16 protein-coding genes are annotated in these 22,251 nt (G+C 33.4%); 12 read left to right on the plus strand and 4 right to left on the minus strand.

Translation table 11 applies throughout. The features are described from left to right. Positions 1-42 precede the first annotated feature (42 nt). Both hscB and hscA read left to right on the plus strand, forming a co-directional pair. On the plus strand, positions 43-633 hold the full coding sequence (gene hscB, locus NF27_RS11005) for a Fe-S protein assembly co-chaperone HscB (RefSeq protein WP_053332492.1): 591 nt from the start codon (positions 43-45) through the stop codon (positions 631-633). Further along, the gene (gene hscA / locus NF27_RS02020) at positions 620-2,137 is read left to right on the plus strand and encodes a Fe-S protein assembly chaperone HscA (protein ID WP_053332493.1); all 1,518 of its coding nucleotides are present in this window, start codon (positions 620-622) and stop codon (positions 2,135-2,137) included. Before hscB ends, hscA begins: the two co-directional genes overlap by 14 nt. Positions 2,138-2,205: 68 nt before the next feature. Here hscA and NF27_RS02025 read toward each other — a convergent pair whose 3' ends face one another. From NF27_RS02025 to NF27_RS02035, 3 genes are all read right to left on the minus strand, one after another. Further along, positions 2,206-2,736: a hypothetical protein gene (locus NF27_RS02025; RefSeq protein ID WP_039455231.1), complete on the minus strand. Its 531-nt coding sequence runs from the start codon at positions 2,734-2,736 to the stop codon at positions 2,206-2,208. A gap of 145 nt (positions 2,737-2,881) precedes the next feature. Then, a complete protein-coding gene (locus NF27_RS02030) occupies positions 2,882-5,803 on the minus strand; it encodes a DEAD/DEAH box helicase (protein ID WP_039455233.1) in 2,922 nt (973 codons plus the stop codon). Between the two features lie 79 nt (positions 5,804-5,882). Then, positions 5,883-6,101 (minus strand): hypothetical protein, encoded by a 219-nt coding sequence (locus NF27_RS02035; RefSeq protein ID WP_039455236.1) that lies wholly within the window; start codon positions 6,099-6,101, stop codon positions 5,883-5,885. Positions 6,102-6,349: 248 nt separating this feature from the next. Between NF27_RS02035 and NF27_RS02040 the strand changes: the two genes are divergently transcribed. From NF27_RS02040 to NF27_RS02085, 10 genes are all read left to right on the plus strand, one after another. Beyond that, positions 6,350-7,069: a VirB8 family type IV secretion system protein gene (locus NF27_RS02040; RefSeq protein WP_039455239.1), complete on the plus strand. Its 720-nt coding sequence runs from the start codon at positions 6,350-6,352 to the stop codon at positions 7,067-7,069. 79 nt (positions 7,070-7,148) lie between these two features. Beyond that, on the plus strand, positions 7,149-7,907 hold the full coding sequence (gene virB9, locus NF27_RS02045; RefSeq protein WP_039455241.1) for a P-type conjugative transfer protein VirB9: 759 nt from the start codon (positions 7,149-7,151) through the stop codon (positions 7,905-7,907). A gap of 160 nt (positions 7,908-8,067) precedes the next feature. Beyond that, positions 8,068-8,982, plus strand: a complete 915-nt coding sequence (locus NF27_RS02050) for a hypothetical protein (RefSeq protein ID WP_039455243.1) — start codon at positions 8,068-8,070, stop codon at positions 8,980-8,982. Between the two features lie 25 nt (positions 8,983-9,007). Then, positions 9,008-10,246, plus strand: coding sequence for a hypothetical protein (locus tag NF27_RS02055; protein ID WP_039455245.1), 1,239 nt, complete (start codon positions 9,008-9,010; stop codon positions 10,244-10,246). A gap of 108 nt (positions 10,247-10,354) precedes the next feature. Next, positions 10,355-13,762, plus strand: coding sequence for a DNA polymerase III subunit alpha (gene dnaE, locus NF27_RS02060; RefSeq protein WP_053332494.1), 3,408 nt, complete (start codon positions 10,355-10,357; stop codon positions 13,760-13,762). Between the two features lie 6 nt (positions 13,763-13,768). After that, positions 13,769-14,512 carry an RNA methyltransferase gene (locus NF27_RS02065; RefSeq protein ID WP_039455248.1) on the plus strand — a complete coding sequence of 248 codons (744 nt, stop codon included), beginning with the start codon at positions 13,769-13,771 and terminating at the stop codon, positions 14,510-14,512. A gap of 119 nt (positions 14,513-14,631) precedes the next feature. Then, complete coding sequence (gene lptG, locus NF27_RS02070) at positions 14,632-15,720, plus strand: LPS export ABC transporter permease LptG (RefSeq protein ID WP_161791769.1); 1,089 nt, start codon at positions 14,632-14,634, stop codon at positions 15,718-15,720. A gap of 58 nt (positions 15,721-15,778) precedes the next feature. Next, complete coding sequence (locus NF27_RS02075; protein ID WP_053332495.1) at positions 15,779-20,542, plus strand: NAD-glutamate dehydrogenase; 4,764 nt, start codon at positions 15,779-15,781, stop codon at positions 20,540-20,542. Further along, positions 20,535-20,999 (plus strand): DNA polymerase III subunit chi, encoded by a 465-nt coding sequence (locus NF27_RS11010; protein ID WP_053332496.1) that lies wholly within the window; start codon positions 20,535-20,537, stop codon positions 20,997-20,999. Before NF27_RS02075 ends, NF27_RS11010 begins: the two co-directional genes overlap by 8 nt. After that, positions 20,996-21,271, plus strand: a complete 276-nt coding sequence (locus tag NF27_RS02085; protein WP_039455251.1) for a hypothetical protein — start codon at positions 20,996-20,998, stop codon at positions 21,269-21,271. The genes NF27_RS11010 and NF27_RS02085 overlap by 4 nt, the downstream gene beginning before the upstream one ends. A gap of 18 nt (positions 21,272-21,289) precedes the next feature. Here NF27_RS02085 and NF27_RS11015 read toward each other — a convergent pair whose 3' ends face one another. Further along, the gene (locus NF27_RS11015; protein ID WP_053332497.1) at positions 21,290-22,177 is read right to left on the minus strand and encodes a DMT family transporter; all 888 of its coding nucleotides are present in this window, start codon (positions 22,175-22,177) and stop codon (positions 21,290-21,292) included. Positions 22,178-22,251 lie beyond the last annotated feature (74 nt).

The following is a 22,251-nucleotide window of genomic DNA, read 5'->3' on the forward strand; positions in this document are numbered from 1 at the left end:
AGCTAATATCGGAAAGCATAAATCAGTTAATAGCATTATATAATGAATAATTTAGTTTGCCCGCACTGTAGTCATAGCACAATACATGAGCACTTTTGCTCAAATTGTAATAAAGTTATACCGATTAAAGCTTTAAGCTACTTTGATGTTTTTCAGCTGAGCGAAAACTATAATGTTGATATGAAGCAATTAGATACAAAGCTATTTGAGCTGCAAAGGTGTTTTCATCCTGATAAATTTATTAACTTAAGCATAAGAGAACAAAGCATCTCATTAAATAATAGCGCACTTATTAACCAAGCGTATAAGGTATTGAAAACACCGCTTTTGAGGGCGGAATGTCTACTTAAATTAAAAGGCTTTGATATTGATAAAGAGGAAGTACCGCAACACCTTTTACTTGAATCAATGGAATGGCGAGAGAGCCTTGAAGTAAGTGAGGATGAAAGATCTATACGGCAATTATTAGAAGAGGTTTCATATAAAGAAAATAATGCTTATAAGCTTTTAACGGAATATTTTATAAAAGAGCTTTATAATCAGGCTTTATCAATATATATTGAACTCAAATTCTATACACGTTTTAAACTGGAAATTATAAATAAGCTTGATTTAATAAATGATACTATTTGATATTCAAGAGCCGGGAGAGACAGAAAGCTACCCGATCGGTAAAAGCATAGGTATTGATTTAGGTACAACTAATTCATTGGTGGCAGTTTCTTCAAACCGGCAACCTGTAATAATTGCAGATAAGATTAGCGGTAAAAAGATTTTACCTTCTATAGTCGCTTTTGAAAATAACCGCAGCTACGTGGGAAATGATGCTTTAAACCACAGCACATATATCTCTTCAATAAAAAGATTAATGGGAAGAGGAATAGAAGATATCAGAGGTTTGCATCTGCCGTATGATATTAATCAGAGTTCTAACCAAAACTTAATTAAGCTTAATATTAATAATACTATTAAAGACCCGATAGAAATTTCCGCTGAGATTTTAAAAGAATTAAAAAAAAGGGCGGAAGAATATTTGGGAGAACATATAGAAAATACAGTAATAACTGTTCCGGCATATTTTGATGATGCTGCACGGGTGGCCACTAAGAATGCCGCACAAATTGCCGGTCTTAAAGTTTTAAGGCTATTAAATGAGCCGACGGCTGCAGCCATTGCTTATAGTTTAGATAAAAATGAATCAGGAATTTTTGCCGTATATGATTTTGGAGGTGGTACTTTTGATGTTTCCATACTTAGACTTGAGAAAGGAATTTTCCAGGTTTTAGCTACGGGCGGAGATGTTGAGCTCGGCGGAGATGAGCTTGATAAAGCAATTGTAACCCATTTTACCGATCAGAAGCTAAATATCAGTAGTCTTCAAATCTACCTGCGGGAAGCAAGAAAGATAAAAGAATATTTAACTGGTAACACTAACTGGCAAGGTGAAATTTTAAATAAAAAGTATTCACTTTCTCAAATCGAGTTTAATAATTTAATTAAGCCTTATGTCAGTAAGACAATTAAAATTTTTAAAGATGTTTTAAAGCAAGCGGAAATTGAGATTAACGATATTAGTGAAATCATTCTGGTCGGTGGGTCTACCAGGGTTCCTTATATTAAAGCGGCTTTAACTCAAGCTTTTGGTAAGCAGCCGTTAGATACAATCAACCCTGAAGAAATTGTAGCCCTGGGTGCTGCTATTCAGGCTGAAGCTTTAACTTACGGAAGTGACAATATCCTTCTTGATGTTACACCTCTTTCCCTAGGAATAGAACTTATGGGCGGTATTTCGGAAATAATTATTCCTAGGAACTCCCCGTTACCTACGCAGCAAAAAAGAATGTATACCACACATAGCGATGGCCAAACCGGGTTAAAAATACATGTGATCCAAGGGGAAAGTGAGAAGGTTTCCGAGTGCAGATCACTTGCTCATTTTGAGCTTAAAGGTCTTCCTCAATTACCGGCCGGTGAACCGAGAATAGAAATTACATTCAAAATTGATGCTGACGGAATTTTAACGGTAACCGCTTACGAAAAGCTCACCGAAACTAAGCAGGAAATTGAAATTAAACCTGCATATGGCTTGAAGGAAGAAGAAGTACTTAGTTTGCTGCAAAAAAATAATATCATTTGAAAAAATACTTCTTATACAAATTATATTTTATTAATAAAGCTCGGAGGATAAGTGCAGTCACTATCCTCTTACCTTGCTGGTTGTTGTAAACTTTCTTCTCTTGATTGTGTAATTCTTTCTGCAAAAGTTGGTTTAACTTTATCAGCACCTAAATGTTTATTAACTAGTGAATCTTTTTCAACTTTATTAATACCTAAATTTTTCTCAAAAGCTTTTTTCTGGCTTTCATTCATTACACTTTTGCATGCTTGCGCAATCTTTCCATTCTCTCCAACAAACATTTCCGGGCTTTTCTTCGATAGTTGTAAAATAAAGTCTAAATGTTCATTAGCAAAATTTTTGAGAACTGTTGTTTCGCTTTTTGAGATGCTGGTTTCAGAAATAGCTATAAGGCACTTCTCAAGGCCTAGATCATAAGCATCTTTACCTTGTCTTTTAAGTCCATCAAACCTTGGGCTGTTTAAATATTGAGCAGCGCCGTCATATCCTCCCCAAGTTCCTATTCCTGTTGCTTTTTGAATAGGCTCAATAAGCGGGTCAATATATTTATTAACTGTATTTTGTAATTCTACTTGGTTTTTGTTAGCCTTAGTTGCCATTTTATCCTCTGTGGTTTATCTAGAAATCAGAAGCTAATATAAAATGGTTAACAAATAGTTAACAATTATAAATAATTTAAAATTTTTTATTCTAAGTAATAATCGGTAAGTGAGATCGGCTTTAAAAGCCGTATAATTATTAGCTTTACCCCCCTTTCTTATAGGGCAATAATTTTTCATTATAAGGTTTTATCGGTAGACTTCCGGCTAGTTGATTAAAATAATTCATCTTTGACCATATATTAAAATCACCGATAATGTATATAGCTCTCTTAGCTCTGGTTAAAGCGACATTTAATATATTAGGAGTATTTGAAGCCCAGCGTATGCCCCCAATTGATTCAGGATTGCCGCCTAATATAAATATAACTATCTCCGTTTCTTTCCCTTGGAAAATATGAGTTGTTCCCACATTTAATCTCATCCACTTTTTAAACTCGGCATCATTCATAAAAAGCTCTTTATCTGCAAAGTTCTCTTTAATAACGCGTTGCAATCCCGGTTTCATACCTGTGTAAGGTGAGATAATAAAAGTTGATTTTAAATTGCAATTAATATCTCTAAGTTGCTTAATATGTCTTAAAAAATTAAGTGCTACTTCACCCTCATCTTTAGACCAATTATTTTTTATTTTTCCATTTGAAGTGACATGTGCCCATACACTATCGGATAACTTCCGATCAACCGGCATAGGCTTATTATTACTGCTGTAAATCATAAGGTTATCATAAGCAATGAAGTTAGCTATGCTGAACATAGGATCATTACACCTTCTGTGAACCCTAAGTGGTGCCCCTATCCAATAATTATTTCCTTCCAATTGTAAATTAGTACCAATGGGATTTGCTCTATCGGCCAATGTCTGAACAGATTGATTTAAGGGGTTCCAATCATCCGAAATTTTAAAATGATCTCTTAATATTATAGACATTATTTTTGGGATAGTTCTTACAGGTTCAATTTGAAGCGGGTCTCCCACTATCATTGCTCGCTTAGCTCTAAAAAGCGCACCAGCTGCCATTTGAGGAAGAGCTTGTCCGGCTTCATCTATCAGCAACCAGCCGATTGTATTACTTCCCATGCCTCTGAATAACCTGGAGAATGAAGCGAAAGTAGTTGAGACGGCAGGAATTATCAAGTGGAAAGCCTCCCAAATATGAGGTAATAAGTGCACTTTATCATAGGGCAGGTTTCCTTGAGCTATTGCTTGGCGTGCAGCCCTTAGAGTATTACTTGTCTTTTCTTTAGTATTTATAATAAAAACTTTATGTAAATTTAATGCTTCAATAAAAATTTTGGCTCTTAATTCATGCAGTTCAGGAAAGTTCCAAGGCGTTGTCTTTTGTAGTATTTTATCATCTAATGACCAATATTCATTATCGGGAAAATTATTTCCCATTTTTTCTTTAAAACTAAATATTATATTATTAATTTTTTTAAGCTCTTCTTGGCTATTTTGTTTCTCAATACTTAAAATTTCTAAGCTTTTATTTGTGCTACGTAACTCTTGCTCATTGTTATTTAATTTAGTATTTAGACTAATTTTTCTTTTTTGGGATTTAACTAATGATTTGATTTCTTGTAGGTATTCTTTCTCCCAATCTGAATTCTTTTTTCTATTGAATAAAAAATTCCATATTCGTGCAAAGAATGAAGGTCTGGTTTTTTCTATAGCAGAAATAACTTTTTCTTTTACTAATATACTACTTTCCGCGCTATCTATCTTAATTATTAATTCTTGTTTAGTTTCATTGATTGCATTTAATTGACGGGTTAAAGATTTATACTTTATTTCAATGGTCTTTAAATGTTCTTCAAGTATAACTTTAGTTTTGAGACATTCTTCAAGACCTTTTAGTTCTTCTTGAATTTTGGAAAACTTTTCAAGACAATTTAAAAAATTCTTTTTAGCTTGTTGCCAATCTTTTGCGCCAGCATCACTTTTATTTAATATAGTATTAAAATCATTAATACTCTCACCTTTAATGCGATTCGGCCAAAATTTACTGAAAAAGTCACTTACTTTTTTTGCACTGCCAAGAGGAGCGGCAGTTAAGCCCCAGCATTCTTTACCGAATATATATGATGCAACTTCAGAGAAATAATCTATTTCCCACTGATCATCAATTGCGCTCTTAATCGGAATTTCCGTTGTAATGTTTTCAACTGCCGTATTATTAGAGCCGGTTATAACAATACTATGGCCTAAGAGTTCTTCATTTAATTTCCAAACTTTATAATTATAACCTTCTATATAAAGATTCTCACTTCCTGAAAAAGCATCAGACGGAGAATTGAACGCCGCTAATTTTTTTGCTCTTAAAACAATAATATTAGCAATGACGTCCCGTAGTAGAGTAGTTTTGCCCGTACCGGGAGGGCCGTTTACCGAAAAAATTTCAGTTTTTGAATTAAAAAAAGTATTCACCGCCAGCTGTTGGCTTAATACCAATGGATGATCCCCATTGCCAGGCCAGCGGGCAGGGGCTAAATTATGCGGGGATAGTAAAGTTTGTACCAGCTTGTTTTCTGCTCTGATATCCGCTCTCGGGATAGAGGGAATTAAATTAAGGTACTCCGATAGAGCTTTGCCTATAGGCTTATTTCCCTTTATAGTATCTGAAATTAATTTTAAATCCTTGAAATAAAAGCTGTTAAAAAGGTTTAAAGATGTGCTTTCTACTTCTATTTCCTGCTCAATTTCTTCAATTAAATTTTCTTTACTCAGCTTTGGTTTAGGTTTTACTACTTTATGCGAATCTATTCTTACTTTGTTTTTTACCGTTCCCAGTAATTCTTCCCACTCCGATATTTGTTTAATTCCATTAACTAGATCTTCAAATAAATTAAAATTTATTGGAATATGATGATCCGGTTTACGCAACATAATAAATACATTATTGAGTATTTCTTTGATTTTATCTTTAATTGAATCAAAATTATTTAGCCAAATATCCGAACTAAGATCCTCCATCTTTATTAAACAACCCATAGAAGCCACATAATCCGGAATAGCAATAGAACCCTCTATAGGCTTGCCGTTAATATCAACTTCAAAGCAACACAAATATGATTCGTTGTCCGAAGGCTTATAATTAAAATCATCTATATTAGATTTGAGCAGTTCTTTTAACTTTTTAACTATTTTATCGCAATATATTTACCCCCACATAAACCGTATAGCGCCAAGTATGTGTTTCATCTTCATATTGTTCAAATTTACTTCGGTTAAGCCATGGTATTTCTTTATCACCTAATACTACTTTTAATGCTGAATCATTTTTATAAGCCGTGGGAGGAGTGAAACGCTCCACCCAAGACCAGTAGTCGATAATATTTTTGGTTTGTAATAAATTATTGCGCATCCATTTGCTCTAAACTTAAAGTTTCTTGCTCATAAAGAGATAAGCTTTACACCCACTAATAACATTTTCTTAGCAATTTGATAGCATTTTTATAATATTATTTGAAAATTTAGAGGGCTGTTATGCAATAGTTAAGAACAAAGGTGTTTTAAAGTTTTAATTTTAAATAGTAATTTTTCATTGCCCTAACATAAAAAACAGGGGATATTATTTATATAGGTAAATAAAAACAAAGTAATTTTAAGCAGATGGATGAAGCAAAGCGGATAATAGCAAAAATGATTGATAGCGGGGAATACTTTAATGATTCCAAGGAATGGTATGCCTCAAAATATTTATACTTTTATACTCAAAAAGCTTATATAGGAATTATCGCAATATTTTCCGTTATTTTTACTATAGTAATATTTAAAACAGTGATGATTGATAATATAAAAAAACTTTATCCTTTTCCCCTCTATTCGGAAGATGAGGTTAAATATTATTCAAAAATTATTCCCGTATCAAAGGGCAGTGAGCCGGTTACAATTTCAGTGGCCAGGTATTTTGCTTCCGCTTATATAAAATCACGTGAAGAATATGATTTTAAAGTAGTAAATGATAAAGAAGCATGGAAAGAACTGTTAAGACGAGTGAGGGAACTGTCTTCAAGAAAAATATTCAGTGATTATGTAGACTATATCGATACTACCACTAACCCGGATAGCCCTATAATTAAATATAAAGACAGCGTCAAGCGAATAATACAAATTCAAAATATAGAATTTCCAAAAAATTCCGTTAACCCTGAATCAGCTATAGTTTATTATAAAGCCATAGAACAAACCGATAAAGAAGAAAAAAGTTCGTTTTGGAAGGCAAGTATAACTTTTAGTATGAGTAATATTGAAAATATTATAGATAATAAGTCCGAAGTGGAATTTACTATTACTAAGTATGATAATTCGGAGCTCAAGCAAAATAATTAGTATAAATGAAATAATTAAAGCTTGCTTACAACATATGTTTTATGACATAAATATTTGAGGATTAAAATTTTACTTTATCATGAAAATTATTAGATTATTTTTACTTTTTTCACTTTGTTTGAGCATGTTAACCGCCCAAGCAAATGCAACATCTACTCCGCGCCCTATAGGTAATGAAAAAAGAATAAAGATTATAAACTATATGCCGAATACTGTGTTTAAGTTCGTCGGCCATTATTTTTATCAATCTATAATTGAATTCGGCTTAGATGAAGAGATAGATACCATTACCATGGGAACACCGACTCCTTGGCAGATTGTTCCGGCAGGTAATCGCATATTTATTAAGCCCGTAGAAGATGACGCAACCACAAATATGACGGTAATTACCAATAAAAGAATGTATTTCTTTGAAATGCATGCCCAAGATGCGAAAAGCATAAGCGATGATGAGCTATCATTTGTCGTTAAGTTTGTTTATCCTGAAGATGGTACTATAGGGGGTATTAAACAAGTTAGCTCAACCGGCGGGCCTGATTTATCCAAACCTGAATTATATAACTTTAAATATACCATAAGCGGCGATGCGAGGCTAATAGAACCGTTGTTAATATTTGATGACGGGGAGTTTACTTACTTTAAATTCAGAAATATAAATGCTGAAATCCCTGCCTTTTTCCTAGTGGATGACAAAGGTAACGAAGGCTTAATTAACTATAGAGTTTCGGGTGAGTACGTAGTGATTGAAAGGGTTGCTCCCAAGTTTACCCTGCGCCATGGCGTTGATACTTTATGTGTATTTAATGAACTTATGGAAGCTGACCTTAAGAAGAGGTAGGGGTAATTAGTTATCATGAAGCCGGCAAAAAAGTGATTATTTTACATTCGATTGTCGGCTTTTTGCCTTCTTAATATATCATAGCTTGATTTATAGTGTGCATTGTATAGTTCTAATATATTTAATATAAGCATTTATTAAATGATAGGAGGGCTTCCATATGAGGGCTAATATAATCTACTATATAATTATATTGATAACCATGTTAGGTGCACCAACATCAATTTTAGCTGAAACTAAAAATAATGATAAACCTAAATATCCTCCTTATCCTGATATATGGGGGTATGACCTTACTGATTACAAGAGAACAAAGGACACCTCATCTATCATAAGTGCTTATTTAGCACCGAGTGGTGATATAGTGTTTACTTTTCATATAGAAGATCAAACTAAAAATAATTTTGATGAAAATGATTATAATAAAAACACTTGGCTTGCGGCACTAAAATTTTTTACAGGAGAGATAGTGGAAATTGGGCTTCCAAAGAATCTTGATGCCTTTGTGGAAGACAACAAGCTAGTTAATATAGGAAGCAGGGAAATTGAGTTAAAAGATGGTACTATGATTATATATGATTATGATTCTGCCGGTCGCTTATGTCAAAGTAATAATCTGGTGCGTTCGTCACTTTTAATTGGTAAGCCAAGATCGGGAGAAGAGTGGTTGTATCGTTCTGATGATCAGGTTAAAAAATTCTCAATAATAGAAGCAATGCCTGATATATTTAGAGATTATGATAGGCAAGGAGTGGATCCCTGCCCTAGGGGAGGGAAAATTATTTATAAGCAATTATATTTTTTGCCTTCAACTTTAATAAAACTCAAGGATGATACATTTATTGCTTTTAATTCTTCAGGAAACCTCATTGTGCGTTTTAATAAGGATTTGGATACTAAATTCAAACCCCATAAGGGAATTAAGGGAATGGATATAAATAAAAATCTTTTTATAATACCTTATTCAGTAATTGAAAATATATATGACCAAGTAATAAAGGAAGAGGAATATGGAGTGCAAGGTGTACATGATAGGTTATTACTTTACTTTCAAGATGAAGAGAAAGAGAAATAAACAATAATTAATAAATGAATGAACTATGGCAAAAAATAAAAAATTTACAGGTGGAGATAATCTTTCTGGGATACATAAGAAATATCATGATATAATGATGCAAAATGAGTTGCAAGGAGGATATAAAGGATATGAACTTAGCTGGGCAGGACCTGGTAAAAGCGCTCCTTCCTTTGGTGGTAATCAAATGGACATTGGTGGTAATCAACATGCTCGTGACACGCTAAAGGACATTATTAAAAATGCTGTCAATGAGAAAGGAGAAAGTTTTTTTATTAAATCGGAGTTAGATTACATAACTACCATACTAAAAGACAAAAACTCAGAAAATTTAGTTGGTAAGTCACCAAGCCAGATTTTTGGCGATAAGGTGGAAAAAATTAACCAAGCTTTAAGTAGTAAGTACGGAATTGAAACTATAAATAAAGCATATGTTGATGAAATAGCTAATGGTGCAGATACGATAGAGAAGGTGGTGAAAAATATTAAGCACCCTGCTGCTAAAGCTTTCTATGATACTGATTTGGGTAGAACTTTACTATTTGATTATAATAATCAATATAATGGGATTAGTAAGGGAGGTCCTCTGGAAAACTATATGAACGGGAAAGAGGTAACTATGTTTACCGGTAAGAAGCTTTCCATAGCAGATAAGCAGGAATTTACCTTAGATGATCATAGACAGTTCATACTTAACTTAAAACAAGCTAATAATAATGATAAAGCTTATAAAAATACCGTCCAACGGCTTGAAAATATTGAAAAATATTTTTCTGCAAAAGATAAAATTGCCACTCTTAGCGAAAGACCGTTTGAAAGCGTTGAAGTAAAAAAAGATATAGTAATAGATAGTGAATCTTGCAAAACAATTTATAAAATTATTGCTTCTTTAAATGGAAGAATAACTTTGCCCAAAGAAGATTTAAATTACAAAATAAAATATATTGATGATCATTTTAATTTTCAAATAGCTGCTAAAGCTTTTGATCAAGAGTTAGCAGAAAAATTTAATATATGTTTTTCAAAGCATAAACTGTTGGATATTGAAAAAGCCGGAATAGAGGTTACAAGGCCTCCTATTGAAACGATTACCCCTGAAGAGTGCACAATAGCTATGCCTTATACAAACATAATTTATAAAAAAGAGGTTAACCTTAAGGATTTTTTAAATATATTTAAGCAGTGTAAGGAGATAATGGAGGATAAGATATTTGAGGCAAATTATTTATATCTATCAAAGCAATCGATACATGATGAACTATAATAAAGTTTGATTACCAAATTACAAAACCTTCAATGCTTTAAACATTATCAGTTAACTAGTAAAATATTTGTGGTAATATCTTTACCGAAAACAATTTTATCATAAGTAATGAAAACTTTTATCCACCTTAGGGCTCACTCGGATTATTCCCTCGGGATGAGTGCGGTAAAAATTAAGGAACTGGCAAAAAAATGCGTAGAATATAAATTCCCGGCGATATGTCTTGCCGATCATAAAAATTTATTCGGTGCACTTGAGTTTTCGCAAGCATGTATAAAATCAGGTGTGCAACCTATAATAGGATGTATTGTAAAAGTTGAATATGATAAAAAAACAACTCTAAACCGAAAAAGCTTAGGTGAAGTGCTGCTTATTGCTAAAAACAAGCAGGGCTACCAAAACCTTATGAAAATTGTTAGCCACTCATTTCTTAGCAGTGATAGTTTAGAAGATCCTAATATCAGTCTGGATTATTTATTGGAGAATATTGAGGGCTTAATTGCACTTACGGGCGGTAAAGAAAGTATACTCGGCAAATATGTTCTTGATAATAAATTTGAGGACGGGGCAATATTTCTTGAGCAGCTAAAGAAAAGGATTAAGGATGATTTATATATAGAAGTGCAAAGGAATGTTGATACCTATAACGAAGAGTTCGAGCAAAATATTTTAAAATATGCACAAGACTTGGAGCTAGGAATAGTTGCCACAAATGATATATATTTCCTAACCCCCCAAATGCATATAGCGCAAGATGCGTTATACTGTATAGCAGAAGCCAGAAAGCTTGAAGAGACGGAAAGGCCGAGTGTAAGCAAGGATTGCTATCTCAAAAGCACAGAAGAAATGTTTGAACTGTTTAAGGACCTCCCGGAAGCAATTGAGAACACAGTTAATATAGCAAAAAAATGTTTAGTGTATTCTGAAACCAGTAAGCCGTTACTGCCTAGTTTCTCAACTGCGAATAAGGCTAATGAAGATGAAATTTTATCCGAGTTTGCTAAAGAAGGATTGAGAAAGAGGCTTGCAAAACTACAATACACTATTGATGAAGAGGAGTATTTTAAAAGATTAGATTTTGAGCTTTCAGTAATCATTAAGATGAGATTTGCAGGATATTTCTTAATAGTTTCGGATTTTATAAAATGGAGTAAGAATAACGGAGTTCCGGTAGGTCCCGGAAGAGGATCGGGTGCCGGTTCATTGGTTGCCTGGGCAATTGACATTACTGATTTAGATCCGATAAAGTTCGGGCTTCTCTTTGAGCGGTTTTTAAATCCCGATCGAATATCGATGCCTGATTTCGACATAGATTTCTGTCAGGAAAGACGTGAAGAAGTTATAAAATACGTAAAAGAAAAGTATGGTGAAGATAGAGTTGCAAACATCATAACTTTTGGGAAGCTCCAGCCTAGGGCGGTTTTAAGGGATGTAGGCCGAGTTTTGGGAATGGATTATATGACGGTGGATAGAATCTGTAAAATGGTTCCTAATAACCCTGCTAACCCGGTTACCCTAAGCCAGGCAATTAATCTTGATCGGGATCTGCAAGGTCAAAGAGATACTAATCCGGTTATTGCAAAGTTATTATCTATTGGTTTGCAGCTTGAGGGAATGAACAGGCACGTCTCCACCCATGCCGCAGGTATTGTTATTGCAGATAGGCCTCTTGTTGAAGTTGTGCCTCTTTATAGAGACGATAATTCACCGATGCCTATAATTCAGTTTAATATGAAAGCGGCGGAAGATGCCGGCTTAGTTAAATTTGATTTTTTAGGTCTAAAGACTCTTACCGTGATTTCTTGGGCATGTGATCTGATTAATAAAAAAGAGACTGAAAACTTTGATATAGGCGAAATTTCATTAGAGGATAAAAAAACTTTTAAGCTACTCTCTAGAGGTGAAACAGTAGGTGTGTTCCAATTTGAAAGTGTTGGAATGAAAGAGACTATTAAAAAATTAAAACCGGATAAAATTGAGGATTTAATTGCTTTAGGTTCGCTTTATAGGCCGGGACCTATGGATAACATACCTAGCTATATTAATAGAAAACACGGCTATGAAAAGCCGCAATACCTTCATCCTAAATTAGAAGAAATTTTAAAAGAAACCTACGGTATTATTGTCTACCAAGAGCAGGTAATAATTATAGCGCAGGCACTCGCCGGCTACACTTTAGGTGAAGCTGACCTGTTAAGGCGGGCAATGGGCAAAAAAATCCAAGCTGAAATGGATGCCAACCGGGAAGTGTTTATTCAGGGCGCGGTAAAAAACGGAATAGGTCGAGATTTAGCGGAAGAAATATTTAATTTAATTGATAAATTCGCTAGCTATGGATTTAATAAGTCCCATGCTGCTGCTTATGCTATCATCTCATATCAAACTGCATTTTTAAAAGCTAATTATCCGCTGGAGTTTTTTACCGCCTCACTAAACTTAGAGATAGATGATGCTGATAAAATTAATTTATTTTTAAATGACGCAAGAAATTATAATATTACGATTTTGCCTCCGTCGATAAATCATTCCGAAGCTTTGTTTGTAATAGAGGATAAAGCAATCAGATACGGGTTATCTGCAATTAAAAATGTGGGTAGAAAAGCAGTTGAGGAAATAATAAAGATTAGAAAAGAAGAAGGAGAATTTAAGGATCTGGAAGATTTTTTAATTAAAGCTGGCTTGCGTAATCTTAATAAAAGGATGTTGGAAGGCTTGTCTAAAGCCGGGGCATTCGATTGCTTTAACACCAACCGAAATAGTATATTTAAAAGTGTCGAAAAAATCATTAGCTGGACTTCCATGCAGGAAGAGAATGCATCCACAAAGCAGGCAAGTTTATTTGAAGATATAGATATCGCCTACCAAAAAATATTTCTGGAAAATGTAGAGCAGTGGAATACCAAACAAACTTTAGAAGCTGAATTTGAAGCTTTCGGTTTTTATCTTTCTTCTCACCCGATTGAAGAATATGCAGTAAAATTAAGAAAAATGAATATTACTTTCGCCTGTGAAATTGATAGTAGGGTAGGGAGTAAATCTTCTAAATTAAATTTTGCAGGTGTAATAACTTCTAAAAAAATTAAGTCTTCAGCAAGAGGCAAATTTGCCTTTATCCAACTCTCGGATAAGACCGGTTTATTTGACGTTTCAATTTTTGATGAAAAACAATTAGTTCAATATAATGAAGAAGGATTATTGGAGGTCGGGAAGGTAGTATTTATAGTCGCTGATGCGAAAAAAGATAATACAGGTTTAAGGATTATCATTGATAGTATGTCATATATTGAAGATGCTTTAAAAGATGTGAAAACTACTTTAAAAATTACCATTAAAGATAGAGAGGCTATAAATATAATAAAAGATAGTATTACGGAAATAGGCATACCTATTAAACTTGCAGTATGTATTGATGGTGAAGGTGAAGTGTTTTTTAAAAATAACAAACCTATCTTTATTGATAGAGAAAAAATTTCTATGCTGAAAAATTCAAGTGCTTTAGAAATTAAAGAGGAATAGCCTAAAATGAAAAATCGGGTGGATAATATTTATTTCATACTTGTTGAGCCGCAGATGGGAGAAAACATCGGGGCAGTTGCCAGAGTAATAAGTAATTTCGGTTTTACCAAACTTAGGATTGTCTCACCGCGTGACGGTTGGCCGAATGTTAAAGCAAGGGAGCTTGCCGCACACGGCAAATTTATTATAGAGAGTGCAGAAGTCTTTAATAACTTAAATGAAGCAATTGAGGATCTTAATTTTATAGTTGCTACTTCAGCACAAAAAAGAGATATGCAAAAAGAAGTTTGTAAGTCCGAAGACCTACCGATTATGGTAGGTAATAATATCGCCCGAAATGGTGGTAAAGTTGGTATTCTGCTAGGTAGGGAAAGAAGCGGGCTCACTAATGAAGAAGTTGTATGTGCGGATATTTTTTGCTCTATAGAAACTTCCGCAATAAATAGCTCGTTAAATATTGCGCAAGCTGCCTGTGTTATTGCTTATGAGCTTTCTATCCCGCTTCTGAATGAAATAAAAACTAGCTCGGAAGTACAAGGCCTAGCTAATAAGGCAGAACTGGAATATTTTTTCCGGCATTTAAAACAAGAGCTTGATAAAAAAGATTTCTTTAAAGCGAAGGAAAAGGAGCAAAGAATGTTCCAAAATATTAGAAATACTTTTATAAAAGCCAAGATGACGGAGCAAGAAGTAAGAACCATGCGAGGAATTATAAAAGCTCTTACTTCTGAGAGTAATCTAAGAAATTAAAGTAGAAATTAATACCTATATATTTTTAAAGCAATATTCGGGCTTTCTATTTGATTAACTAATTCAATTTGACTATATTCAAATTAGAATAAATATATAGCTTATAATTGAATAATTTCGTGCCCTTAATCCTTTTTAAATATATAGCAAAGAAAAACATTACTTACTTTCTGGTTATACTTCTTATTGTTTCAATAATGATGCTGATTTTTGATTTTATGGAGTTAGTAAAAATCTCATATAATATTGATTTAAGTATGAGTATGATTTTCAAGTTAGCGACTTTAAGAAATTATTATCATGTTGAAAAGACTTTCCCTTTTATATTTATACTTACTACTATTTTAACTTATGCGAATCTTACCAAATCTTCCGAGCTTATAGTTGCAAGATCGTACGGCATGTCAGTTTGGCAATTTATATTTCCTGCAGTAACCGTTGCTTTCGTTTTCGGGGTAATAAACGTTCTTTTTTTAAACCCTATAGGCAGTAGTATGCTAGGAAAATTTGAACGGCTAGAAGCCATACATTTGAAAGGTCACTCAAGCACAATTGCTATATCTAAAAACGGGCTATGGTTAAAAGAAGCTTATAAAAAAGGAAATACAATTATTCATGCTATGAGGGTATCCCAAGAAACTAAGGAACTATTTGAGGTTACCTTCTTTCTGGCTGATAAAAATTATAAGTTTTTAACCAGGATTTATGCTAATTCAGCTAAGCTGGAAGACGGCAAATCATGGCTTCTATCAGATGTAGACATATCTAATGCGGATTATTCGTTTGAGCATAAGGATACATATCTAATGCCTACCAAAATCAGCTTTTTACAAATTCAGGAAAGTGTAATATCTCCGGATACTATTTCAATTTATAATTTACCTGCCTTTATAAAAACTACACAGGAATCAGGTTTTTCAACCCTTAGACATTTAAATTATTTGTTCAAAATTGTAGTATCTCCGTTCTTTTATCTTTCAATGGTATTGATTGGGCTTGTTTTTGCTACTAAATCTTCAAGAAGCGGAAGGGTAGGGATTTTTATGTTTTTAGGTATTATGGTTGGGTTTTTAATTTATTTCTTATCAGATATTATAAATGCAATCGGTATTGCAGGGAACATACCGGTTATATTTTCTGCTATTGCTCCGACTTTAATATGCTTTACAATTGGACTTTATCTTGTGTTACACTATGAAGACGGGTAAAAATAGAAATGTAGTTGGAAAATAAATTGGTTTTGACAAAATAATGAGGGAAAATTTTATGGCACAAAATGATTTAGGAAATAATGAGCTTATAATTGAGCAATTAACACTCAAGACTAACGATAAAAATTTAAAACAGTTCATAAAAATCCTTTATTCCAGCTTGCCGTACGATGAATTATCTTTATTTGAAACTGATTATTTATTTAAGGCCGCCGCCTCAACTTTTAGGTTGATGCAAAGCAAAAAAGATGAAGAAACAAAACTCCATATATACAAACCTAATAAGGATAAAGAGCAAATTATCCTGGAAGTGATAAATAAAGATATACCATTTTTAGTTGATTCAATCAGCAACCAATTAAAAATTGAAGATTTTGATATTCACTTGATCACTCACCAGGCGGTAATGATTGCAAGGGAAGAAGACGGGCATTTTATAAGCTTTTCAGAAAGCAAAACCAGCAGCAAAGAATCAATAATACAATTCCATATCTCTAAATGGTGTGGAGATGAATATCTTGCCTCATTTTATCATATAATTGAGCAAGTTCTAGAATGTGTTAATCTTGCCGTTAATGATTGGCAACCGATGCGTAAAAAAATGGAGGATGCTAAGAAGCTGATTGAAAATTATAAATTAAGCAAAGATCCCGAGTTAAAAGAAGAGAATATCAAGTTTCTAAACTGGTTAATTAACGGAAATTTCGTATTTGTCGGTTGCTATGAGTCTAAGATTATAAATTCTTCGGTAATCCCTGAGAAAGATAGTGTTATGGGAGGGTTAAAAAATAAAGCTTATTATTTGGAAGAATCTCATTTTGATGGTCAATATGAATCCGAAGATGTTTTATTTATTACAAAATGGGATGGACGCTCGCTTGTGCACCGAACCTCTCATATGGATCATGTAATAATTAAAGAATTTAATGATAAAGGAAAATGTATCCGTACCCTTGATTTTTTAGGCTTTTTTACTTCTTCGGTTTATTACCAATCCGTAAAAACCATCCCGCTTATCAGAAAAAAAGTTTTTAACGTAATTGAAAAATACGGGTACCCGGAATATAGCCATAATTGTAAAGAGCTGGTGACCGCACTTGAAAATTTCCCGAGAGGGGAATTAATACAAATGCATGAAGATGAGCTTTTAGAGACGGCAAAAGGAATAGTTTCATTAGCACTGATGCCGAAAGTTAAGCTGTTTGTAAGGCAGGATACTTCCAAAAAATTTATTACCTGCTTAATTTTTATTCCAAAATCAAGATTTAGTACGGAAGTAAGAGAAACGATTGAAAGTATGCTTTGCAATGTCTTTAACGGAGTGATCTCCAGTCAGCATGTAAACATTAGTGAGTCGCAGCTTGCAAATCTGCAAATAACTTTAAAAACCGAACCGAATAATATTCCCCGATATGATGTTACTGAGATAGAAGAAAGTATAGTAAAAGCCATTAGTGTCTGGGGTGATTATTTATTGCATGCATTAGGACAAAAATATTCCCGCAAAGATGCAAAAGCTAAATATTTAATATATAAGGATGCCTTTGATATTAAATATACTTCAAGTTTTACCGCTAAAGAAGCAGTAAATGATATTGAGATAATAGAAGCTTCATTGCAGGATAATACGGTAAAATTTAATCTTTATGAGCATGAGGAATCGGATAAACGAGTACTTCAGCTAAAAATATTTTCTCCCGATGAAAGATTGGCACTGTCATCTACCTTGCCTATTTTAGAGCATATAGGTTTCTTTGCCTCTGATGTATTAACATTTAAAGTTTCATTAAAAGATTTAGGAGCGGTTAGAGAATTTTATATTCATCACTTTAGGCTTCAATTCAAGCTATCTGAATTCAATTTAACCAATGAATTTAAAGACAATATAGAAATAGCATTAAATAAAATATGGGATCAAAGCATTGAAGATGATAGGTTTAATAGCTTAATATTATTCAGTAACCTTAACTGGCGCCAGGCTAACCTTCTTAGAGCATATTCAAAATATTTAAAGCAAATCAACTTTCAGTTCACTTTAGAATATGTTGTAGATGCATTGGTAAATAATTATGAACTTACTAAGTTATTAGTTGAGTTGTTCGAGCTAAGATTTAATCCAAATAGAGAGAGAAGTGAAGCAGATATAAATAAACTAATTGCTCACATTAATGAAAAACTTGCCGCGGTAAAAAGCATTACTGAAGATAAGGTTATCAAAACCTTCTTAAATATAATACAAGCAACTAAAAGAACTAATTACTTCCAAACCTATGAAAATAATCAGTATAAAGATTATTTATCACTAAAAATTGCTTCATCAGAAGTTATGGATATTCCACTGCCTAAACCTTATGCAGAAATCTTTGTATTTTCAAAAAGGGTTGAAGCCGTGCATTTAAGGGGAGGTAAAGTAGCAAGGGGAGGATTAAGATGGTCTGACCGCTCGGAAGATTTTAGAACTGAAGTCTTAGGACTTATGAAGGCTCAAATGACAAAAAATGCCGTAATAGTTCCTGTCGGCTCTAAGGGCGGTTTTGTGCTTAAAAGTACTACACTTAACATGAGCAGAGAAGAAGTATTTCAAGAGGCAATTGATTGCTATAAAACTTTCTTAAGCGGTTTATTGGATGTTACTGATAATATAGTGGATGGAAAGGTAGTAGCGCCTAAGGATGTAGTAAGATTTGATGATGAAGACCCTTATCTTGTGGTCGCAGCAGATAAAGGTACGGCAACATTCTCCGATCATGCCAATGAAGTTTCTTTAAAATATAATTTTTGGCTTGGCGATGCTTTTGCTTCGGGGGGATCTGCGGGGTATGACCATAAAAAGCTGGGTATCACGGCTAAGGGTGCATGGGTATCGGTTGAAAGACATTTTAGAGAACTGGGAATGGATATTGAAAAAGATCCGTTTACTGTGGTTGGAATCGGGGATATGTCGGGGGACGTATTCGGGAATGGAATGCTGCTGTCCCAAAATATTAAATTAATTGCGGCATTTAATCACATACACATTTTTATTGATCCGAATCCTGAACCTGAAGCGAGTTTTAAAGAAAGAGAAAGATTATTTTATTTACCTCGCTCCCAGTGGTCGGACTATAATGCTAAGCTGATCTCGGAAGGAGGGGGGATATTTAGTAGAACGGATAAAGCAATTAAATTATCTTCACAAATTAAACAAGTATTAGATATTACGGAAGATTTATTATCACCCGATGCATTAATTAAAGCTATTTTGGAAGCGCCAGTTGATTTGTTGTGGAACGGAGGAATCGGTACTTATGTGAAGGCTACCAGCCAAACGAATGATAAAATCGGTGATAAGGCTAACGATAATTTAAGAGTTAACGGTAAGGACTTAAGATGTAAAGTGATTGGTGAAGGCGGAAATTTAGGTTTCACCCAATTAGGGAGAATAGAATATGCTAAAGGAGGCGGGAAAATTAATACCGACTTTATTGATAATTCGGCAGGTGTAGATTGTTCGGATCATGAAGTAAATATTAAGATAGCTTTCTCTGAAGCTTTAAATAACTCTAAAATTACTTTAGAGGAAAGAAATATTATTCTTGACCAAATGAAGGATGAAGTTTCTGAGCTGGTTTTACAGGATAACATGAAACAAACTCAGATTATCAGCATTGAAGAAGAGAGAGGGAATGAAAATTTAGATCAGCATGCATGGCTGATCAAGCGTCTGGAGTCTAAGAAAGAATTGGATAGAGACATAGAGTTTTTACCTTCTATAGAGCGGATATCTACCTTAAAAGCTGAGGGCGGTAAACTGACAAGACCTGAAATTTCCGTACTTGTAGCTTATTCTAAAAACTCAATTTTTAATATGCTTTCTGAATATGATTTTTTGAAAGATAAGTTCTTTTATAAATATTTGCTTAAGTATTTCCCAACAGTGCTAAGAGAAAAATCGAAAGATTTAATTATAGAGCATAAGCTCAAAAACCAAATCGTTGCAACCATGATGACCAATGATTTCGTAAATATGCTCGGCTGTTGTTATTTTCACCAACTATTGGATGATACAAGTCATGACCCCGAAGACTTAGTTAAAGCATTTACCGCTATACGAGAAATATTTGATATTTCAAAATATTGGAAATTGGTAGAAGATTTAACCGGAAATGTACCTCCGCATATTAAAATATTGCTTTTCAAAGAGCTGCAAACCTTACTTAAAAGGAATATCAGTTGGTTTTTAAGACATAATCACTCATTGAATAATTTAGATGATATGGTGAAAAAATATAAAGACGGTGTAGATCAAATATTATCTAATTATAATGAGTTGGTTTCAAATACTTTACTTTCTGAAATTGAGTTGTTTACTCATATGTTTGAAGGGTATGATATACCTTTAGAGCTTATGAATGGTATTATTGCACTTAAGGCGGCAGTTTCCGCATGTGATATAGTGGTTATCGCCGATATTGTAAAAGAGAATGTGCTTAAAGTCGCTAAGGCATTTTATTTGCTGGGTGAAAAAATGCACCTAAACTGGATGCTGTCTCAGGCAAAAAAATATACTTCAAATCAGTACATCGAAAATGTTGCTTTAAGGTCAATTGTTAGCGAAATTGAAGATATACATATGGAGCTGACTAAGAAGGAAATATTACTGCAAAAAGAAACCGTTAAAGTAATTGATGATAGCGTTGAAGCGTGCTGTTTAGTTAAGACCTCGGATAAGGAGCAATATAACCAATTTATTTCCGAGCTTAAAGCCAGTCATTCAGATTCTTGGGTATCATTATTAATTATCGCGGTAAGACGAGTTAAGGAGTTAATGAATGCCTAGCAAAAAAGAAGTAAATTTTTATAAGATTCCGGAAGCTAATTTTTTTAAAATATTGCCGAAGCTATTAGAAAGCATAGTAGCGAGAGGAAACAAAATTGTGTTGCTTGCTGCAAATGATGAGCAAATAAGTTTATTAGATGATTTATTATGGGTCTATAGCCAGCTTTCTTTTCTGCCTCATGCCACTTATAAAGATGAGCTAAGAGAAGGAAACCCTATATATATAACTACTTCTGAACAGGATAACATTACAAAAGCAAATTTTATTGCGATTGTTGCAGAAAATTATATTCCTTCCAACCTTAATAATTATGAAAAATATTTGTTTTTTTATAATGAAAAAATCCTCAATTCAACTAAAGATAAGTTAAAGAAAATTAATGAGATGGGTGGAGTATGTAATTTTATTACCCAAGATGAAAAAGGTCAGTGGATAAAATCAGGGAGCTTATTATGAGTAGAATAATGTTATTTTTATTACCTGCTGTGTTGCCGCTATTATTATATATTGTGTCATTTATTTATAGTAATAGAAAAGCATTAAGATACGGCAATAAACAGCCCAAGTTTTTTTCAAAAGATTTATTTAAAGCTTTTATAACCGCTATGGTAATTGCCCTAATATGCTTTTGTATATTTATCTTCACTAATTTTTACTACCAAACTGATGGTTTATATATTCCGGCAAAAATTGTGAATGGTGAGCTTGTAAAAGGACATAATAATTAAATACGTCTTAATTTCCCGTCAGGACTTGACTTCAACTTGAAGTTTGCCTTTCTTCTGTTCAATAAAGATGTAAAAGCTGGCTAAAGCTATGACGCAAGCTCCAATTATTAAATGTGAGCCGGGATATATATTATATATTAAATAGGAAGCAATACCCATGAAGATCAATCGGCAATAACTAAACGGCATCAGAACCGTAATTGGGGCAAATTTATAGGAGAGAAATAATACAGTAACATTGGTAACTCCTATAACGCTGATAATTGAAGCATCAAATATGTCAATCATTTCTACCGGTTGCCAGTAATATAGGGCAAAGGGAAAGCTTATTATGGATGACCACATAAATGTATAAAATGTCTGAAGCATATAATGTTCGGTAGTCGTTTGTTTTTTACAGGTTATGTCATATCCTGCCCACATAAGAGTGGAAGCAAAAGCAATAATCAGCCCCTCAACTTTAAATTCATAAATGTTGGGTTTAAGAATGATAAACATTCCGATTAAGCTAACTAAAATTGCCCCTGCACATTTTAAGTTTAATTTTTCCCCGCAAAAAATAGTAGCAAGTAGGGTAGTCCAAATAGGAACCATATAGCTTATCGCACTTGCTTCATTAAGCCCGAGTAAGTGTAATGCTTTGACCCATAACACAAGAGCAACGAAATTTAAAACAGCACGTAGAATATAAGCTGCTAACACTTTAGGGCTTAATGAAAAGCTTATATTTTGTTTAATTATAAGGAGGTATAAAAAAGCTATAAAGCAGCCGAAAAATACTCTCAGGAATGAGATTTGTATAACATGTAACTTGCTGCCTAAGGTAACCATTAATACCGACATAATGGTAAATAAAAATAAATTGCAGAATTTTAAGCTAATAGCAAGGTTGTAATTTTTTTTCATAAATAATTATATAACCTGTTATCTTATATGCTCTTTATAAATATAAAATATTTAATATCCATTATAATTTTTCA

Origin of the sequence: Candidatus Jidaibacter acanthamoeba, from assembly GCF_000815465.1 — a bacterium.
In the GTDB taxonomy this organism is placed as follows: domain Bacteria; phylum Pseudomonadota; class Alphaproteobacteria; order Rickettsiales; family Midichloriaceae; genus Jidaibacter; species Jidaibacter acanthamoebae.